We start from the raw sequence: 18,722 nt of genomic DNA, 5'->3' as shown, positions 1-18,722 counted from the left end.
ATCGGCGCTGATAAAGGTTCTTTAGCAGTTTCATGGATCAAGTGCCATAGAACTATGGCTTTTGATGGTTTAACGATGACAGGATTGAGATCTTTTTTTCTCAATCGGCTGTGAATGTTTCCTGAAGATTGTCTGAAGACAACGATTAACTGCTGTCGCAGAAATCAGTGTCATCATTCCAGGTTCCGCTTTGGATATGGCCATTGCCTGAGAGCTCCACGCATCGGGTTCTCAGCAGAGGCTCTTGGGCACTATGTCGAGATCTCACTAGGATAGTGAGATTGTCATGTTGTGAGCTTGTTCCCGGCGGTGATAATTCATAGCTGGCTTGTGACGCAGACACCTCGACCTCTTTTGACTCTCTGGTTCCTTCAATACTGAGAAAGCGATAACGTGATTTGCCTTTTAGCAATTCGGGTGTGCAGTTAACAAGCTCACCATCTTGATTCCAGCAACACTTCAGACGTTGAGTATTACTTTGAGAGCCATTAGGTTGTTGAAATTCCAGGAGAAGCCAAGGTGATCCAAATGATTTTTCGGTTAGATCCTGATCAAGGCTGAGGCTGCAGCTTGATTTTGACTGCCCCAATCTTGCGCGCAAGCTGAACAAGCCAGATTCGACAAATTGTGTGTAGCGATCCACCTGACCTTGAGCTACATTTCGGCGGAATTTTGGTACCCCATACGCAGATAAAATACTTACAATTGTGATGACAATCAAAAGTTCCAGCAGGCTGTAACCCTGCGAGGTGTGTTTCTGAGAACGTACGTGTTTCATTTATAGCACCTTGCCTGGAAATTTGGATTGAGTTCCAGGACTCTTTGTTCAGTATGATTTTGCATCTCAGTGTCATGTAGCAGCTTAGCAGAATTGTTGTTAGCAACTTTTGCTACTCCTGGCCCTTCAAAGCTGTAGATGATAATCGCAATCTCTTCTGCAGCGGTGGTATTAACTGTTCTATTGATCAGTTTTTTGTTTGATTCGTTCTTGAGCGTCGGAGCTGGGACATATTGTCGACCCGATCTCTCAATGATTTGCTCCTTCAGGTAATTAGGAGGGTCATTACAGGCATACTGCTGCTCATCTTCGCTTGGGATTGAGTCAAAAGTAAGTAGAGAGTCAGCTTGCTGTAAGAGCTGAATGTTATCATTAATTGCTGCCTCAATACGAGTTCGTTCGAGTTGATTCCTGCTGTTGACCAGTGCTGAAAGGGAAAACCTACTTACTGCAGTCATCACCATGGCCAGCAAGACACCAGCAATCAGAACTTCCACGATGGTGAAGCCCGGATCCCATTTTGGGTGATCTGTTTGATTGCCATTGCTGCTGGTACTGAAAATCTTTAGCTGATCTGTAATGAGTCGTCTATTGTTTTTTCTAGGTGAGAGTGAGTCTTGCTTTTGTTGGCTAATTCTTACCCAACTCATTTGTTTGAGCTTTGCTTGAAGTAGGTGAATGGTTAGGTTCCTCTCAATGGCTTGATTCCATCGAGATCTTTGTAGGTTCTCGGCAGATCGCGTGTGTTTCACCATCGCCGGAACGTATCTAGGCCTGTTCCTCGAATACCGCGGGCTACGGTGCGGCCATAGCCTTTGAAGCCATAAGTGCTCCACTGCCAGAGTTCTTCGGCTGCACGAGTTACAGATCCTTCGCCGCCATCGGCGCGATCGGTGATCAGATTTAGTGAATGATCTTTTGAGCAGAAGCTATTCGCCCAAATCACACCACGCATCTCTGCATCACTGCTTAGCGTGAACGTTCCTTTGCCAAGAGCGACCCATGCAGCAGGCAAACTGTTGCCGGCAACACTCAAAACGTATGGGTCATCTAAAACTCTATTAGTGGCACAGTCGCTTGGGGCATCACCTTTTGAAGACGTAATCACAAAGCTTTCGGGACGGTTGTTACACGTTGTTTGCCCAGAGTTAACCCCACAGAGAAGGCTGCTCTCTGATAGCTCTATACGCCCACTTAGATTCGTCGGGGTAGAACCTGAGATAGGTAATTCAAGGTGTAAAACTATCGGTTTATTGTCATTCTCAATCAATAATCTCGTGTTTTTTATATTGATGTGCTCCACGTAAATATGACATTCCCCATTTTGATTGGAGCAAATATCATTCTGCCTGATTCTTACCTCCCACTCCTTCTGCGCTTGTGTTGTCCAGGATTTCCAAGTATTATAATAGATTGAAGATTTGTACCAGCTGTAGCCATCTCTAAGAGTTGGTTTGCCTGTATAACACCAGTTGTATATACATGCCAGAGTTGCATCCCAGGTGAATCCATTAGAAGCTTGTTGAGAGGTTTGACCAGTAGAGCTGACTTTGCTTGTGATCTGTATTCCTGGTGGTGCAGATGTGGTCTGGCTGTTGTTCGCTCTTGTACAGACAATTTGGTCGGTACCGCAATTAAAATTGGGATTGTTTCCTGTGTCATCAATACTCCATACACGCGTAGCTCCTGAATGGCTTGGCATCGTGTCGATGACTTTGTTCTTGTCGTACAGAGCTGTACTTGGTAGCCCTCTGTTGAGCACTGGCCAGATTCGATCTGCAACAGCGCTTGATTGGCCTTGAATGCCAGCTTTGAGAGTGTTGTCATCACATCCACCTTTTCTCTGGAAACTGTTTGGAGATTCCACGTCCCATAGGATTAAGCCTGCTCCGCTGATGTTTGCAGGGCCAAGATCAATATGTTGTGCAGCAAGTACACCCCAGTCTTCAGGCCTTACAACACTTGAGCTAACGTATAATGAACGTGTTAAAAGTGTTCGAGCTAAATAGTCTTCGTCAGAAGAACCGACTCTTTTTGCGATACCTTCAATTTGGAAGACGCCTTCGCCAAGACCATTCTTTCCTGGGCTTAAGTAATCACGAAGGCGGTAAAATGTTTGAATGCTGCCTTTCCCATCCTGACGCTGGGTTCTTGTTTCGTCATCAATAAATGGTACTGAGATGATTGTTTCTGTATTTCCTCTACCCACGTGGCCTGTAGGCCATTTGGCTGTCTCGCTGGATGGATGAATGGGTAACCCCATTGAGGTGTCAGTGCATAGTTCTTCAAGAGGTTTGGCTTCTGTCGTATTGATGAGTTCCCAGGAGAATCCGTGATTGGGATTATTAGTATTCTTTTGATTATTGAGTGTGAAAAGAAAGCCTCTATAGTTCTCAGGATCATTTTGGTTGAGCTTGCTCAGGATTCGGTTGAAGCCATTGACTGCAGCAGCTTCGGCCATCTGTTGATAGCTTTCGGATGCCCCAAGCTTCCTGGCCATCAGTTGACGGATGAGCAACCCGGTGGCGCCAGTCAGTAAAGTTAAACCTGTTAGCAATGCTAACAATAAGGCTAAACCTTCTTCTCCACTAGGCGCTTTTCTCTGCCGAGAATACCAGAGGTTATGATGTAGTAATGATCTTTTAATCTTAGGCATCAGCCACCTCCTTTGCAGACAAGATCAGCGTCGCTAATTGCGTTTTTGCTGTCTTTTCTTCCTTGTTTTATATCGCTAGCGCCCGTTGCAAGGTCAATGCAAGCCATTACATTTAACTTGGCGATTTCTGTATTTTCACTAGTTGGCTTTGCAGTGAATTCGAAGTAGCTATTGTTGTCTCCATTGTCTGTGCGGCTTACTGTGTAATTGTCTCCAGGCAGATTGATTGAACCGAAAGTGGAAAGACTTGCCGGCCCGTTGGTTGTCATGATCGCTGCGATATCATTGAGTTCTGCCCAACCAGTGGGGATTTTATTGAACTCATCGATATAAGCTGCCAGAGTATTTTGTATCTGAGCAAGAGTTGAGACCGCCTCGTTCTGCTTCGCTCTTTGCACTTGATTGAAGTAATTTGGTAACGCAATGGCGCTAAGGATCCCTATGATTACTAGCGTCATAAGCACCTCAATTAGCGTAAAGGCCTTGCTCTCCTTGTTGTTTATTTGGCTTGGAAGAAGCTTCATGTGAAGTTTTCTCTACCTGTCTCACCTTATTAGTCTTTTTTTACACAAGACTTAGAAAAATCTGAGAAGTGATTGAGAGTTTTATGCAGAAAATGCTTTACGCATAAAGCTCGTATTTATTATCTCTTGGCCATGTTGACCTTTTGCCAGCACTTTTCGACCTAAACCTTTAGAGAAAGATTTAGGTCTTCGCTAAATATGTAATTGTGCTAATTGGATTGACTGCTTTTATTGATGGCTTATGTGTAACTACTCCTTGTAGTTGTTATGGTTAGATTCAGCTTGCTGCTTGGGTGATTTGCCCGCTGTCTTTGTCTACAGTGATCGTGCATTTTTGACCCGCCGTTAATGCTTTGCCGTTGCATTTTGCTCTACCACCAACAGCATCAGACTCGGTTACGTAAGTGATATTTTTTGTAGGTGCTTTTGTTGTATCTCCGCCATTGCAATTATCTGCGATTGTTAGGCCTGTTGATGTGGGGGGGTAATTAGCTGGATATGGCCCATCGGTGATGATCGCTGCGGCACATTCCTTGGCAAGTCCAGCTCCTTCACCTAGTTGTGTGTTGAGCTCAGCTTTTTCTTTAATCCCGGTGAATTGCGGTAGGGCAACCGCACTCAGGATGCCAACGATCACAATCACGATCATCAGCTCCACCAGGGTGAAGCCTTGCTGAAAAGCGCTAGCTTCCTTCTGGCGTCTCAACAGCGCAAGCTTTAGCTGTTGGTTGAGGATGCTCATGGTGATATGCGATTTCAATACTGGTCTCATCATATTGCCTTGATATGGCGATTTTGTGGTGAAGGATCGTCTAAGGCTTCTCTGAGAGTTCTCTTTGAGCTGTCTTAGAGGCTCGTTAACTGTTGGCCCAAGATGCTTCTTTTCATGCTTTTGCCCCTGAGCTGATCTGCTCTCGCCTCTGGCCCTCAGGTTTTATCAATTCGAAGCTTGTTTGCCGATTGCTCATGTTGTTGATTGATTTCAACGCCTTGTTGAGCAGGCTGTTGCAGGATTGATCTGCTGGCCTCTTGCTGATCAAGGTCTTCATCGTCTGTGATTGCCGCTTGCCTACGGCGGCGGGGAATCCTTGTCGTAGTTGTTGTTTTGAGATGACTTCCTATCGCCAGCGGGGCTGTTGTCAAAGCACCACTGCTGGCTTGGTGTTGCCCCTGGCGCTTTCGGCTGCCTTGGTGATTTTACTTGGCAGCACTTCGCTATTTTCGCTTGCGCTCCTGAGCCGTAGTCACACGCGCATCAGCACGGCTGAGCGGATGCGCGCCGATCAGCTTCGCTCCGCTGCGCAGCACTTCGCACAGCTGGCTACAGATTCCCACGCCTGCCTTCTCACTTGGCCTTCCAGCAGTTGGAAGGATTTGGGCTCCCAATGCGCTGATGCTGATCCCGGCCATCTGCAACAAGGCTTGATCGGCGAAGACGTTTGGTTCTTGGTCGATTGGGTTCCCAGTGGTGACAAAGGTCGCTTGAGGCTGCGTCTTTCCGCTGGTGCTCGAGCTGCGTTTCTGCTCGCATTAGACCCTGATGGCCCTGTTGTGCGTGAGGTTGGTGCGATGCGACCTCTGGTCACCCTTGAGCAGGAAAGGCCATGAGTTTGTCCGAGCTGATGGTGGCTTCACTCTTGTTGGCTGGCACGGCAACGAGCGGACTGCACGTTTGGGGGCAGGCCAGCCTGGTTGCTCATGTTGGTTGGCTCAAAGAGGAGCAGCTTGAGTCTGTTGAGTTGCAGTTGTTGGCCGGCCAGCGCTGGTTGTCAGCTGTTGGCCATGGTTCTGAGCTGCTTACTGCTAACGGCAGTTGCCGTTTTGATCTTGCCGCCGTGTCTCGTTCAGCAGATATGGCTTTGCTTTTGCCGGATGGGCTTGAGCGGCATTGGCAAGCTTATGGGGCTGGACTTTGGCTTGAGATTGAGGCTCATCCGCCTAAGGGGTCGCTTGTTGAGCCGCTTCGACGTCGCCAGTTGCTTACGCCCGCGGGGACTGGTTGGTGCAGGCCCAGTCTGACGGCGCAGCCATGAGCCGTTTGTCCTATGCAGTCCCTGCTGAGCAGGGATTCAGCTTGTTGGAGCTGTTGCTGATTCTCTCGATCCTGGCAGTTCTGGCTGGCTTCAGCCTGGTGAATGCTGGTGAGTACCGCCATCGTTTGCAGGTGGATGTTGCTGCTCGACGACTGCAGCTTGGCTTGGAGCGCGCTCGACTGTTTGCTTTAAGTCAGCGGCAGCCTTGTGGGTTGCGTGTTTCTGCTGAGGTTTGGCAGAAGCCGCTTGTTAGTGAGTTGCCAGCGTGTGTGTCCTCTCGATTGAGCCTGCAGGAACCATTCGCTGCAGTGCCACTGACTTGGCAGAGCAACTTGCCTCAGCTGATGCGCTTTGCGGCGAATGGTTTGACGTTGGATGGTGGAACCGTTGTTTTGGGCAGCCTTCACAGCCCTTACCGACGCTGTTTGGTGATCAGCCTGCCCTTGGGCGTGAGCCGTGTTGGCCGTTATGACGGCGATCCCCTCGATCCAGCAATTGGTCTTAGCAGTTCACGTTGTTTACCTGATGAAGCGCTCTAAAGGCAATGACGGTTTTGATGGCTTCACCTTGGTGGAGCTGATGCTGGTGATCAGTGTGGGGATGGTGTTTATTGCGATGGCCCTTGGCGTGATCATTAGAGATCTTTCCCTTGGTCAGGCAATGGCCCAGCGCCTGCGTGAGCGGAGCCTTCAGCAACGCACCCTGATGTTGATCAAGGCTGACTTGGCGCGCGGCTATGGCTGGCTGGCTGATCCGCCAATCTCCAACCTTTGGCCTTGTTCCTTGGCCGGTCGTCAGCCTGTGTTGGCAATCGCTACAGCACAAGATGATCCCGAAGCCCGTCGACGGGCCATCATCTACTCGGTTGGCTCTGCTCCATCGCCGATCTGGCGCAGCCAGGTGTTGATGCGCTGTGGCCCGGCGTTTGACATCAACGGCGAGCCTAACCTCGCAGGCGGCTTCCAGAACCGTGTGCTGATCGATGGCTTGCCTGCCTCGCTCAGTCATGGGGAGCTTGGTTTTGTGGCTCGTCCGGATCCTCTTCTGTCGGTGTTGCGCCTTGAACTGGAGCAGCAGTTTCAGGCTCCTAACGGGAAGATGCAGCGCATCCGTTCAGCGGCCTCTGCTTGATGCCCTGCACGTTGCTGATTGATTGGCGTATGCAAAAAGCATGTCAGGCTCAGTCAACTTTGCTTGTATCGATGTTGTATTCGGATCAGATGTAAATTGTTGAGACGCAAATATTCGATATTAATGATGCTTAAATTGCTCTCAGCATGACTTGCCCGCAATACTCTTTGTGCGGAATTTGGGATGCCAGTAACACCCTTCATTTGAAGGGTTGCGTCAAGGGGGAAAGGAATTTAGGGTTGAATGATCACAGTATTAGGAAAAACAATTTGGCAAACTTTTTAAGCTTAGATCCTTCCCCTCTATGGGAGTGTGAGCTAAATCACAGGGATGAATGATCCCGGTCACTACTGTAGTCGTTGAGAACGGCAAAGCTATCTAGTACCCAGGGATGAGTTCTTGGTGGACATTAACCGTCTTGGCAAATCATTAAGAGTAAGAGGGGCCTGGGTCAACCTTAGGAGTCCGCCCTATTCGATCCGCCGCGTTCTAGAGCGCACCAGCCTGATGGCTGTGTTGCTGGGATATGGGCTATTGCTGTTATTTAACGTTCAGCTCCCCGCTGAACAGCGCCGGCAGAGTCAACTAGAAGCTCTTGAATATGCCAAGGCTGTGCTTAGAAAGTCGAAGGATTCCATCCTTCGCTCCGACCCCGCATCAGCCTCTGGGGCAAGTATTGATCCATTGTTGCTGAAGCGATTGCTCAGCAATTTCTCATCTTTTCGTCTTGTGCTTTGGATGCATCCCAAGGGATTTGAGGCTGGCTTGGTGAAGCCTGATGTGAATAGTAATGTGAGCCTTGGCAGGGTTCTAGCGCTTCGCTATTTGCAGAATCAAGATGGTGATTCGCAATATGGACCCATCCTTGTCGATGGTGATTCAGGTCACTATTCAATCGCCAAAGATGAAATTAAGTTGCATGGTAATACATGGAATATTTATCTGCTAGAAGATGTTACTCGGCAGATTCGTCAGCAAGAAATTCTAACCTTGATTATTATTCTGGCTGCTTCGATTGCTTCGATGGTGACCTTGTTCCTCACGCGCGCAGGCATTCGAACAGGATTGGAGCCTCTGCAGCGCTTTGGCGGCGTAATTGAATCAGTATCATCAGGATCTCTGGATGATCATCGTTGCGAGCTAGAACATGAACCTCTTGAGCTTAAGCCTCTTGCCAGTTCATTTAATTCGCTCTTGGATCGTTTAGCTGAGTCTTGGAATCGTCAGCGCAAGTTTGCTAATGCCCTCAGCCATGAGCTACGTACACCGATTACTTTGATTACTGGCTACAGCTCCAGGGTTTTGCGCCGATCAGGAAACCTTAGTGAAGATCAGCGGCATCAATTGACGATCATTGATGATGAGACTCGTCGTCTCGGAAGGTTAATCACTGATCTATTAGATGTTGCACGTGATGAGTCTGGCACTCTGGTGATGACATCAGAGCCTTTTTCCGCATGTGAGACCTTAGAGCAGGTGCTTTTGCTGAACCAAGGTGATCATGAGGCTCGCTTGAAAATGCAATCGAGTTCACACGGTATTGATCAGATCTGGGCTCTTGGTGATCACGACAGGGTCGTTCAGTGTCTTGGCAATTTGATTGAGAACGCTTTCAAGTACAGCCCAGAAGACAAGCGAGTCGAATTGAGCTGCATTAGCACGCATGAGCATGTGAGATTGCAAGTTCGAGATCATGGCCCCGGGGTACCAGAGGCTGATCAGGAGCTGATTTTTGAGCAGTTTCAGCGCGGCAGTAACACGGCACAACAACCTGGCAGTGGCGTTGGCCTGGCCCTTGTGCGCTCGTTGGTGAAGCGGATGGGAGGCCGCGTTTGGGTTGAGAATGCTGCTGATGGTGGAGCGATCTTTGTGATTGAGTTGCAACGTTGTCAGACGCCTTAGCAACAATGCAGAGACTGTTCTGTCTCCTTCCTCAGCAGTGAGCTTTGACCTTTCGTCTTTGCGGCTGTCACGAATGACCTTGTCGACTCGCATGGCGCGCTGGGGGATGGTGATTGTTGCCATCTATCTGTTGGTGGCCTTAATCACCCCCTTGTTGGTGATGGTGGGTGTTTTGCCTGAGGCCAACGCTGGTCTTGATAATCTCATTTATGCGCCTCCTTCATGGGGGCATTGGTGCGGAACTGATCGTCTCGGACGAGACGTATGTGTTCGCACCATGGAGGGCAGTGGCGTGGCTTTGCAGGTTGTTCTTCTTGCGGTGACCTTGGCTGTGTTGGTGGGGGTGCCCTTAGGGATGATGAGTGGCTACCTCGGAGGTGCTTTTGATCGCATGTTGGTGTTGGTGATGGACACCCTCTACACCTTGCCGGTGCTCTTGCTTTCTGTGGTCTTGGCTTTTTTGCTTGGACGGGGTATTCCCAATGCGGCCGCAGCCCTTTGTGTTGTTTATGTGCCCCAGTACTTCCGCGTGGTTCGTAACCAAACAGCCCAGGTAAAAGCAGAACTGTTTGTAGAGGCTGCCCGTTCCCTCGGTGCTGGCCCCATTTGGATCTTGCGCAAATACCTGCTTCGCAATGTGATCACATCCGTGCCAGTCCTGCTGACCATGAATGCTGCTGATGCGGTTTTGGTGCTTGGTGGCCTTGGTTTTCTCGGCCTGGGACTGCCGGAAACCGTGCCTGAATGGGGGAGTGATCTGAATATGGCTCTGGCAGCAGTGCCAACTGGGATTTGGTGGACTGCTCTCTATCCAGGCCTAGCTATGTTCGTATTGGTGCTGGGACTCTCATTCCTTGGTGAGGGGCTGGAGGCATGGGTGAGTGGTCTCGATGAGTCGACTGCCTGATGACAGATCACTCCCATTGCATCCTTTGGAGGGCCACACTGGGGGAAGTCTTTGCTTCAAGCCATGCCCTGGTGGATCACATTGATCTTGCTGGCGCTGATGATCTTCCTTTGGGTCTCCGGGCGCCGAAATCCTGATGATGTGATCGGTCTGCTTGAGCAGATGCTAGCGATCGGCTTGGCCATGGTTGTGCTGTTTATAGGCCAAAACATTTTGCTGGAAAGCATTGTCTTGCTGATTGGCTTGCGTCTTCCCGCGGCACGTCAAAACCAACTTGGGATCAATTGATCGCATGCAAGCAAAGATGTTCAGATGCCATTTTGAGTGTTAGCTGGTTGCTTAACAGCGCAATCTCACGTTGCGGGGGAGGCTTCCTTGGATTTCGCCTTGATCGTTAAGGGCAGGATATGACCTGCCTTCCTGCTGGCACCATGCTGCAACTTCTGGATAGGCCCACTCAAATAGGCGTTGTTGATAAAGCGCTGGTTCTAGGCCTTCGCCGGCTTGAGGTGCGATACCAGCCAGCCGTCGTTGACGTAGGGCCTCAAATAGCAAGGTTGCTGCTGCTACCGAAACATTCAACGACTGCACCATGCCGCACATTGGGATGAAGATTCCTTCATCCATCAATGGTTTCGCAAGCTCACTAAGGCCCCATTTCTCAGCTCCCAGGACGAAGGCTGTAGGTTCGCAGAAGTCGCAGTCGCGGTAGTCGCGTGCACTTCCACCTAGATGGGTTCCATAAAGCCGAAAGCCACTTTCCTTAATCGCCTTGACGGCCACTTCGATGCTGCTGTGTTCCTTGAGCGGTATCCACTTTTGGCTTCCCTGGGCGGTACTGTTGAAGGTGGGCAGACGTCCTGAATAGTTCACTGCATGGGCTTCCAGGACACCCACCGCATCGCAGCTGCGCAGAATGGCTGAGAGGTTGTGGGGCTTTTCCACGTGCTCAAGTAGAACCGTCAGATCTGCCATTCGGCAATCCAGAACAGCCTTGAGACGATCAAATCGGCGAGGCAGCAGAGGCATGGGCCAAGCGTCTTTTGACTTGAGGGTATGGGATGCCGTGTCCCTCATCCCTTTCGGTCAGTTAGCGACCTATGGTCAGATTGCTGAGTTGATCGGTGCCTACGGATGTGCCCGTCAGGTGGGTTGGGCTATGCGTCGATTACCTTTGCCATCCAAGGTTCCTTGGCATCGAGTGGTGAATGCGAAAGGGATGATTTCGATGAGTTTGAGCCGCGAAGGATCTGACTGGATGCAGCGGCAGATGTTGATCGCTGAAGGAATCCTCGTGGATGCCGAGGGTCATTTGCCCTTAAGACAGCATCTTTGGCGGCCGCAGTTGATTGATGAGGGCCTTGTGTTGGCAACGGCTCAGGAAGGCGTTAGCTCTGGAAGGTTCGTCTCAGCCCAGGACAACCATTGACGTTGTCTTCTTCCGTTGCTGCCGCTGATGGATCTTTACCTGTACCGGGACTGCTGCCGCGGCGGGTGGCATGGGAGCTTTTGCAGGCAGTGGCGGCAGGAGCCTATGCAGATGTCGCTCTCGAACGAGCTCTTCGTCAGAACCCCATGAGCGGTGCCGACCGTGGCCTGGTCATGGAATTGGCTTATGGCGCAATCCGTCAACGGCAATGGCTCGATGCTTGGTTGGATCGTCTCGGCAAGGTGCCTGCTTGCAAGCAGCCACCAGTGCTGCGTTGGTTGCTGCATTTGGGGCTCTATCAGATTTTGCGTATGCAGCGGATTCCAGCCGCAGCGGCAGTGAACACCAGCGTTGAACTTGCTAAGACCGGCAAGCTTGCCAAATTAGCTCCGGTGGTGAATGGCATTTTGCGGGCGGCATTGCGTGCACGCGATGCCGGTATGGTGCTCAACGAGCCAGAGGACACTGCAGCGCGGTTGGCTCAAGCGGAATCTCTACCGTTGTGGTTGGTGGAGCAGCTACTTGTTTGGCGTGGCGAGGTGGGAGCTGAGCTGTTTGCTCGCGCCAGCAACCAGGTGCCAACACTTGATCTGCGCATCAATCGACGTCGTACAAGCCGTGAGAAGGTAAGGCTGGCGCTTGAGGCTATTGGAGTGGAGAGCACTCCGATCGAGAGCTGCCCTGATGGTTTGATGGTGACTGGTAGTGCTGTTGACCTAAGCCAGTGGCCTGGCTATCAGCAAGGACATTGGTGTGTGCAGGATCGCTCTGCACAGTTGGTCGCACCGCTGTTGGGGCCACAGCCTGGGGAGCGGATTCTTGATGCCTGCGCAGCACCAGGGGGTAAGGTCACTCATCTTGTTGAGCTGATGGGTGGTTCGGGAGAGGTGTGGGCTGTGGATCGTTCCGCTGGTCGACTCAAGCGCTTGGCGGATAATGCTGCTCGCTTGGGGGGTGACTGCCTCAATGCTCTAGTCGCAGATGCCACGAATCTGTTGGCGGTGAAGCCAAGCTGGCGAGGATCCTTCCAGCGCATTCTTGTAGATGCGCCATGTTCTGGTTTAGGTACTTTGGCCCGTCATGCGGACGCACGTTGGCGAGTCACTCCGTTGCAGGTTGAGGGGCTGGTGATCTTGCAGTCCAAGCTGCTTGAAGGCCTTCTGCCTCTGCTTAGCTCTGGAGGCCGGTTGGTTTATGCCACTTGCACCATCCATCCGGCCGAGAACTTTGATCAGATCGAGGCCTTCCTTGGTCGGCATCCTGAATTGAGCTTGTCTCAGGAACAGCAACTATGGCCTGATCCTGAGCATGGTGGTGATGGTTTTTATTCAGCTGTGTTGGATCTCAGCTGAGCCTGATCAGGGAAAAGGCATTGGCTCGAAGTTTTCATTGAGCGGTGGTCCCCCTGGCGGTGCGATGTATCTGGGTGGAGGTCCCTGGGTTTGATCTTGGTCTTTGGCAGCATCCTCGCTGCCGTTCTTTGGTTTGCTTCTCGTTTTGCCTGGTGGCCTAAAGGTGCGGTTCATAACTGGCTTTGGTGGGAAGGGTTGCACCTCAAAATTGTCTTGGATCTTGGTCATGAACTGCTTCCAGGCCCATGCAGCATCACCACTGCCGCCAGATGTCTTTCGGTTGTTGTCGTAGCCAAACCATACGGCGGTTGTTAGTTGTGGTATTGAGCCAATGAACCAGAGGTCACGGGCACCTTCCGATGTGCCGGTTTTGCCCGCCACCGGCCGGTCACCGAGGGATGCCGCAACTCCCGTTCCACTGCTGACAACGCGCTGGAGCATCCAGTTCATGGTGTCTGCTACGTCGCTGTCGAGGGCTCGACGACCTTTGTAGCCTTCGAATCGATGGTTCCAGATCACCTCGTCGTCTGGGCCTCGGATCTCTTCAAATGGCGTGGGCTTCATGTAAATGCCCCGGTTGGCTACTGCGGCATAGGCTGCCGTCATGTCGAGCACTGTTTGCTCGTAGGCCCCAATAGCGAGCGGATAGTACTTGCCCAATGGGCGAGTGGTGCCGATGCCAAGATTATTGGCCATGCTGATCACGGCATCAAAGCCCACCTTGTCTAGTAGTTGGACTGCAACAGTGTTTAGGGAGTATCTCAGGGCATCAGCGAGTGCCACTGATCCCAGGTATTTGTTGCCGAAGTTCTTTGGGCAATATCCTCTCCAGCAGCGTTTCGCGTCCACAACCTTGTCCTCTGGCTTGATGCCGGCGTTGATGGCTGCTGCATAGGGAAAAAGCTTGAAGGTGGAGCCAGGTGAACGCAGAGCCTGTGTTGCTCGATTGAATTGGCTGGCATTGAAGTTTTTGCCTCCTACCATCACCCGCACTTCACCTGTGCTTGGTTCGATAGACACCATGGAACCCTCTGTGTTCCCGGGGGCGTATTTGCGGATCACCTCTTGGGCTTGCTTTTGCCAAGCTAGATTGAGGCTGGTGTGAATCTTGAGTCCACCCACTTCTAGTTGCTCTGGGGTGAGCAGATTGGGGAGTTGCTGGGCTACCCAGCTTGTGAAAAATGGTGCGCTGCTGTTGAAGTACTTCGGGATCGCTGGCTTGAGATTGAGGGGGCTGTTGCGAGCTGCATCGGCTTCTTTGGCAGAGATAAATCCGGCCTGCTGCATTCGTTTAAGGACAATTGCGCGGCGTTCTAGGGCGATTTTCTGGTTGACCAGTGGTGAATACACTGAGGGAGCAGGGGGCATGCCAGCGATTAGAGCGGCTTCCGGCAGTGTGAGTTGATTGGGGGATTTAGAGAAGTACACCCAGGCTGCATCGGCTACGCCGTAAGCACCTGAGCCCAAGTAGACGTAATTCAGATACTGCTCAAGGATTTGCTGTTTGCTGAGCTGTCGCTCCAGCTTGTAGGCCAGAGCAGCTTCTTTGAGTTTGCGCGGCAGGGTTCGTTCCTGACTCAGGAATACGGTTCGAGCAAGTTGCTGAGTGATGGTGCTGGCACCTTCCCTCACGGAACCCTGGCGGAGGTTTGTCACCAGGGCTCGGCTGACACCCCAGATATCCAAGCCATTGTGGTAGTAAAAGCGGCGGTCTTCTGCCGCGACGAAGGCTTGCTCCACAAGCAGAGGCATCTTGTCTTGCTCAACCTTCTCGCGGGTCGCGGGACCAAGCTTTTGGATCACCTGCCCATCAGTGGAGAGCAGCGTGATGGTGCCTGGCCGGTTGAAGTTGGAAATCCGCCGGGCATCGGGCAGAACCGAATCCAAGGCATCAGTGAGAGTCCTTTCAGCCAAGGCTGCGACACACCCGATGGCGACAGCACTACCTGCAATAACAATCCAGTGACGGCGCTTGCGAGTCACATCCCCTGTGTTAATGGGCTATGGCCTATGGCTAGAGCAGTAACCAACATGCCAAGGATTAGGAATGGTTGAGCACTGGTCTGATATCTCACATCAAAGGCCAGGGGATCACGCAGTAACCAGATGTCTTGGAATGTGATCTGGGGAATGATCAATAAGATCAAAACGACTGAGGCAAAATGCTGGCCAATGGCGATCAGAACAACAACCATCGCGAGCTGGAAGATGTCGATCATTCCTGCACTGATCCAGCTGGCCTTTTTGATTCCAAAGACAACTGGCAGGGATTGAAGACCGAGGGCTCGATCTCCCTCTACACTCTTGAAATCGTTGATGACGGCAATACCAAGACCAGCCAAGCTATAGGCAAGTGTTAGCAGTGCTGTGGTCCAAGTCAGTTGTCCGAACAGCGCCTGACCAGCCCACCATGGCAGGGCGATGTAGCTGGCACCAAGCGCGTAGTTTCCTATCCAACCGTTTTGTTTCAGCTTGAGAGGTGGGGCTGAATAAATGAAGCTCACAAATGAGCCGCCTAGGGCAAGAAACAGCACAACGGGAGTGGTGTGTTCAGCCCAACGATCTAAGCCATAGGCAACTGCAAGACCACCGAGAAGCAGCATCCAGATCTGAAGCTTGACTTGTGTCAGCGGGATGGCCCCGGAGGGAATCGGCCTATAGGGCTCATTGATTGCATCGATCTCGCGATCGTAGTAGTCGTTGATGGTTTGGGTGTAACCGGTTAGAAGCGGGCCACTCATGACCATGCAGGCCGCGGCTGCAAGCACATCTGGTAGGCGCCATTGGTATTGACCACTGGCAGCTGCTCCACAAATCACCCCCCAGAGCAGTGGGATCCAGGTGACAGGCTTCATGAGCTGCAGACGCAGCTTCCAGATGTTGGTGGTGCCAGAGGCACCTTTGATGCCAAGGAGTTGGCGAGCGTCGCTCACGGCAGGCGTCTCAGGCGGAGGTAACTTCGTCGTCAAAGAACCAGCTGACAGTGCCATCGCTAAGTTCCACGACCAAGCCAATGCCCATGCCGTCAGTCATTTTGTAGCCGGTGACCCTGCCAACGTCAGATTTCTTGAGCAGCTCGACCATTTTGGCTGGAATGCGATCGCGAACGCGAGAGACTCGGACCTTGGAGCCGATTCTGTAGGAAGTGGCAGCCTGGGACATGGCCTGCAAGGCTTAGAAGGTGGCGCAACCTTAACAGTCGTCACTGCTTTATCCCAATGGTCGCGCTTCGTTTGATTCCTTGCCTTGACGTGGCTGATGGTCGCGTTGTGAAGGGCGTGAACTTTGTGGGCCTTCGTGATGCGGGTGATCCCGTGGAGCTTGCCTGCCGCTATAGCCAGGCTGGAGCTGATGAGTTGGTGTTTCTTGATATCGCTGCCAGCCATGAAGGTCGGGCCACGCTGGTGGCATTAGTTCGACGTACTGCTGAGGCCGTGACCATTCCATTCACAGTTGGAGGGGGAATCAGCTCTTTGGATGGCATCACAGAGTTGCTTCGGGCCGGAGCCGACAAGGTGAGTCTTAATTCCTCTGCTGTGCGGGATCCAGATCTCGTAGCGCAGGGAGCCGACCGTTTTGGCTGTCAGTGCATTGTGGTGGCCATCGATGCTCGACGTCGTCCTGAGGGCTCGGGGTGGGATGTTTTTGTCAAGGGAGGGCGCCAAAACACAGGTTTGGATGTTGTGAGCTGGGCTCGGCAGGCAGCGGAACTTGGTGCTGGTGAAATCCTGTTGACCTCAATGGATGGAGATGGAACTCAGGCTGGTTATGACTTGGAGCTCACGCGAGCAGTCGTGGAAGCGGTGCCGGTGCCTGTAATCGCTTCGGGAGGTGCAGGTTGCCTGGATCACATCGCAGAAGCCTTCACGATTGGCAAGGCCTCAGCTGCATTGTTGGCCTCTCTGCTTCACGATGGCGTGCTGAGTGTGGAGCAAATTAAGACTGATCTGCTGATGCGAGGTTTGTCGATTCGGCCTCTTGAGGCCTGAGGCTTTGTCTTTGTGTTCAGCAACACACTCCTAAATTTGGCAGAAGTTCTGTTGGCGAGAGTGCTTTTTGATTTGTTGCTGATCGATCACCCTTGGGCGCAGCAGTTGCTCCAAGCAGTGTTCACGCCCCTGGATGGAATCTTCTGATGAGGCCTGGTGACCCCCAGGCGGTGGAGCAGTTGTTTGATGCGGTCGCTCCTAATTACGACCGGCTTAACGACTTGTTGAGTCTTGGCTTGCACCGCATCTGGAAACGCCAGTTATTGGCATGGTTGTCTCCGCTTCCAGGTGAACATTGGCTTGACCTTTGCTGCGGTACTGGTGATCTGGCACTGGCATTGGCCCGCAGGTTGCGACCTGGAGGGTCTGTGTTGGGGCTAGATGCGGCTGCGGCACCTCTTGCCGTGGCAAGGCGCCGCGCCGCGGTTGAGCCTTGGCTGCCCCTCTCCTGGTTGCAGGGAGACGCTCTGGATACTGGCTTGCCTTCCCATCGTTTTGACGGTGCTGTGATGGCTTACGGCCTGCGCAATTTGGCGGATCCAGGCGCTGGGTTAATAGAGCTTCGACGCCTTTTGCGGCCTGGTGCTCGGGCAGGAATCCTTGATTTCAATCGCATGGGCGAGGGGTCCTTGGCAGCACGTTTTCAGCGGTTTTATCTGAGAAGGTTGGTGGTGCCAGTGGCTGCCCAGGTGGGTTTGCGCGAGCATTACGCCTATTTGGAGGCCAGTTTGGAGCAGTTCCCAAAGGGAGAGGTTCAGGAGCGACTGGCTCGGGAGGCGGGATTTGCCGCAGCGAGCCATCGGCCTCTGGCTGCGGGACAGATGGGCGCCTTGCTGCTTACCGCTTGATGAGCTGATCGAGCAAAAAGACTCTTGCGAAAAGACGGATCGATGACTTATGAAGAAAACATTAAGACGCAGTTCGCTGTGGCCTTCCCTCTCCCTTCTCTTCTCTCCTCAATTAAGGACTTGCTTTTGGAGGTGCAGTGGCTTGATGGCTTGATCTTGGTGACTGATTCTCAGCAGGCCACCTTTGTGCCCTTTTCGCAGGTGGATTCTTTGTTGCGCAGGGTGCGGGCACGCCCCAATGGTCAGATTGTGGTTGAACGGTTGTGCATGGCACTCCTTGATGACCATGATGGTGGGGGAGCCAAGCCTGTGCTGGTGTTTCAGGGTGATGACAGGTTCTGGCTGGGAATGATGGGTTTGAACGGCAGTTACTCGAACCGTGATGGCGCTGTTGCACACCTCGATCGCTGTTTTGCTCTTAGCAGTTGAGTTTTTCACGCCATCAAGGAAGGTCTTGATGAGTGAAGTGCCTCTTCTGAGCATGAGCATGTCTGCTAGTTGGCTTAACCAGCAGTTGACTTTTTGGCAGAGAGATCAGGCTTTTTGTCTCGTTTCAAATCAGCTTTCACCCTCAGGTGTTTTACATTCTTCAATCAGGTGAAGAAAACCTCTACTAGGTTAAAAAAATCGGATTATCTTCGCAACTTAAAATTGTCGCTTACCCAAAGTAAGCGTCCAAACTAAATTGGCAAAATCTTCCTGTTTCGAGGAGCGAAAGCAAGCTTTATATCTGGCATGAATAGGCTGATTGCCGTAAAGATAACAAGACTTCATTTTCCACGCCTGTTGATATCCACAAGATCATTTGAGATCACTAATAATAACCATCATAAAAGCTATCAATCACTTCTGCTTGCAGGATTTGGCCATTTAGCAGGCTAAATTAATTGGTGCTTGTGATGGTAATAACAAGCTCCTGGAGTGACCTCGCTGCGCCATTCAGCTTGATTTGCATCGATTGCTGCTGGTGTGAATAGAATGGTTGTGAATAGCAACACAAGATGTCTTATTGGCTTTTTCGTTAGACAATAACAAACCTTATTGTAGTGAATGAATTGTGCCAAAAATAGCCTCGGTTCATTATTGAAGCAGCACACCTTGCCAGAAGGCGTTGAAGTTATGCTCTGATCTTGAATGTGTTGGCGGCATGGGACAAATTAATCTCTATATCCC

Annotated in this window: 21 protein-coding genes; 12 read left to right on the top strand and 9 right to left on the bottom strand. The window is 51.5% G+C overall.

Annotation, left to right across the window (positions count from 1 at the left end; all coding sequences use genetic code 11):
• Nucleotides 1-145: 145 nt before the first annotated feature.
• The 5 genes from SIB74_RS07715 to SIB74_RS07695 all read right to left on the bottom strand — a co-directional run bounded on the left by SIB74_RS07715 (nt 146) and on the right by SIB74_RS07695 (nt 4,700).
• Nucleotides 146-778: a Tfp pilus assembly protein FimT/FimU gene (locus tag SIB74_RS07715; protein WP_063395579.1), complete on the bottom strand. Its 633-nt coding sequence runs from the start codon at nt 776-778 to the stop codon at nt 146-148.
• The gene (locus SIB74_RS07710; RefSeq protein ID WP_156486096.1) at nt 775-1,428 is read right to left on the bottom strand and encodes a type II secretion system protein; all 654 of its coding nucleotides are present in this window, start codon (nt 1,426-1,428) and stop codon (nt 775-777) included. Before SIB74_RS07710 ends, SIB74_RS07715 begins: the two co-directional genes overlap by 4 nt.
• A gap of 98 nt (nt 1,429-1,526) precedes the next feature.
• On the bottom strand, nt 1,527-3,278 hold the full coding sequence (locus tag SIB74_RS07705) for a hypothetical protein (RefSeq protein WP_231906030.1): 1,752 nt from the start codon (nt 3,276-3,278) through the stop codon (nt 1,527-1,529).
• Between the two features lie 155 nt (nt 3,279-3,433).
• Nucleotides 3,434-3,958: a type IV pilin protein gene (locus SIB74_RS07700; RefSeq protein ID WP_063395576.1), complete on the bottom strand. Its 525-nt coding sequence runs from the start codon at nt 3,956-3,958 to the stop codon at nt 3,434-3,436.
• 277 nt (nt 3,959-4,235) lie between these two features.
• On the bottom strand, nt 4,236-4,700 hold the full coding sequence (locus SIB74_RS07695) for a pilin (protein WP_063395575.1): 465 nt from the start codon (nt 4,698-4,700) through the stop codon (nt 4,236-4,238).
• A gap of 368 nt (nt 4,701-5,068) precedes the next feature.
• On the opposite strand from SIB74_RS07695, the gene SIB74_RS07690 reads away from it, so the two are divergent.
• From SIB74_RS07690 to SIB74_RS07660, 7 genes are all read left to right on the top strand, one after another.
• Nucleotides 5,069-5,566 carry a hypothetical protein gene (locus SIB74_RS07690; RefSeq protein WP_231906029.1) on the top strand — a complete coding sequence of 166 codons (498 nt, stop codon included), beginning with the start codon at nt 5,069-5,071 and terminating at the stop codon, nt 5,564-5,566.
• Entirely contained in the window at nt 5,563-5,991 is a 429-nt protein-coding gene (locus tag SIB74_RS07685) for a hypothetical protein (protein WP_063395574.1), read from the top strand. Before SIB74_RS07690 ends, SIB74_RS07685 begins: the two co-directional genes overlap by 4 nt.
• Nucleotides 5,988-6,530, top strand: coding sequence for a GspH/FimT family protein (locus SIB74_RS07680; RefSeq protein ID WP_063395573.1), 543 nt, complete (start codon nt 5,988-5,990; stop codon nt 6,528-6,530). Before SIB74_RS07685 ends, SIB74_RS07680 begins: the two co-directional genes overlap by 4 nt.
• Nucleotides 6,460-7,122, top strand: coding sequence for a type II secretion system protein J (locus tag SIB74_RS07675; RefSeq protein ID WP_231906028.1), 663 nt, complete (start codon nt 6,460-6,462; stop codon nt 7,120-7,122). The genes SIB74_RS07680 and SIB74_RS07675 overlap by 71 nt, the downstream gene beginning before the upstream one ends.
• 402 nt (nt 7,123-7,524) lie before the next feature.
• Nucleotides 7,525-9,024: a sensor histidine kinase gene (locus tag SIB74_RS07670; RefSeq protein ID WP_063395650.1), complete on the top strand. Its 1,500-nt coding sequence runs from the start codon at nt 7,525-7,527 to the stop codon at nt 9,022-9,024.
• 91 nt (nt 9,025-9,115) lie between these two features.
• Complete coding sequence (locus SIB74_RS07665; RefSeq protein WP_074159127.1) at nt 9,116-9,931, top strand: ABC transporter permease; 816 nt, start codon at nt 9,116-9,118, stop codon at nt 9,929-9,931.
• A gap of 63 nt (nt 9,932-9,994) precedes the next feature.
• Nucleotides 9,995-10,219, top strand: a complete 225-nt coding sequence (locus SIB74_RS07660; RefSeq protein WP_063395571.1) for a hypothetical protein — start codon at nt 9,995-9,997, stop codon at nt 10,217-10,219.
• Between the two features lie 51 nt (nt 10,220-10,270).
• Here SIB74_RS07660 and trmH read toward each other — a convergent pair whose 3' ends face one another.
• Complete coding sequence (gene trmH / locus SIB74_RS07655; protein WP_063395570.1) at nt 10,271-10,960, bottom strand: tRNA (guanosine(18)-2'-O)-methyltransferase TrmH; 690 nt, start codon at nt 10,958-10,960, stop codon at nt 10,271-10,273.
• On the opposite strand from trmH, the gene SIB74_RS07650 reads away from it, so the two are divergent.
• Nucleotides 10,959-11,360 (top strand): MGMT family protein, encoded by a 402-nt coding sequence (locus tag SIB74_RS07650; RefSeq protein WP_063395569.1) that lies wholly within the window; start codon nt 10,959-10,961, stop codon nt 11,358-11,360. The two genes, trmH and SIB74_RS07650, sit on opposite strands and share 2 nt — an antisense overlap.
• The gene (locus SIB74_RS07645; protein ID WP_156486095.1) at nt 11,357-12,712 is read left to right on the top strand and encodes a 16S rRNA (cytosine(967)-C(5))-methyltransferase; all 1,356 of its coding nucleotides are present in this window, start codon (nt 11,357-11,359) and stop codon (nt 12,710-12,712) included. Before SIB74_RS07650 ends, SIB74_RS07645 begins: the two co-directional genes overlap by 4 nt.
• A 6-nt stretch (nt 12,713-12,718) precedes the next feature.
• Here the strand turns inward: SIB74_RS07645 and SIB74_RS07640 are convergent, their stop codons facing one another.
• From SIB74_RS07640 to SIB74_RS07630, 3 genes are read right to left on the bottom strand one after another with little or no spacing between them, the layout of a single operon-like run.
• The gene (locus SIB74_RS07640) at nt 12,719-14,695 is read right to left on the bottom strand and encodes a transglycosylase domain-containing protein (protein ID WP_063395567.1); all 1,977 of its coding nucleotides are present in this window, start codon (nt 14,693-14,695) and stop codon (nt 12,719-12,721) included.
• Nucleotides 14,692-15,645 (bottom strand): chlorophyll synthase ChlG, encoded by a 954-nt coding sequence (gene chlG / locus SIB74_RS07635; protein ID WP_063395566.1) that lies wholly within the window; start codon nt 15,643-15,645, stop codon nt 14,692-14,694. Before chlG ends, SIB74_RS07640 begins: the two co-directional genes overlap by 4 nt.
• Nucleotides 15,646-15,655: 10 nt before the next feature.
• Nucleotides 15,656-15,874, bottom strand: coding sequence for a DUF2862 domain-containing protein (locus SIB74_RS07630; protein WP_063395565.1), 219 nt, complete (start codon nt 15,872-15,874; stop codon nt 15,656-15,658).
• Between the two features lie 56 nt (nt 15,875-15,930).
• Here SIB74_RS07630 and hisF point away from each other — a divergent pair, with 56 nt between their 5' ends.
• From hisF to SIB74_RS07615, 3 genes are all read left to right on the top strand, one after another.
• The gene (gene hisF, locus SIB74_RS07625) at nt 15,931-16,701 is read left to right on the top strand and encodes an imidazole glycerol phosphate synthase subunit HisF (RefSeq protein WP_011826678.1); all 771 of its coding nucleotides are present in this window, start codon (nt 15,931-15,933) and stop codon (nt 16,699-16,701) included.
• 146 nt (nt 16,702-16,847) lie between these two features.
• Entirely contained in the window at nt 16,848-17,549 is a 702-nt protein-coding gene (gene ubiE / locus SIB74_RS07620) for a bifunctional demethylmenaquinone methyltransferase/2-methoxy-6-polyprenyl-1,4-benzoquinol methylase UbiE (RefSeq protein ID WP_063395564.1), read from the top strand.
• Between the two features lie 78 nt (nt 17,550-17,627).
• The gene (locus tag SIB74_RS07615; RefSeq protein WP_063395648.1) at nt 17,628-17,978 is read left to right on the top strand and encodes a hypothetical protein; all 351 of its coding nucleotides are present in this window, start codon (nt 17,628-17,630) and stop codon (nt 17,976-17,978) included.
• Nucleotides 17,979-18,722: the final 744 nt, after the last annotated feature.

The organism is Prochlorococcus sp. MIT 1306 (genome assembly GCF_047304515.1).
GTDB lineage: Bacteria > Cyanobacteriota > Cyanobacteriia > PCC-6307 > Cyanobiaceae > Prochlorococcus > Prochlorococcus marinus_D.
This window is presented reverse-complemented; position numbering and strand designations above follow the sequence as displayed.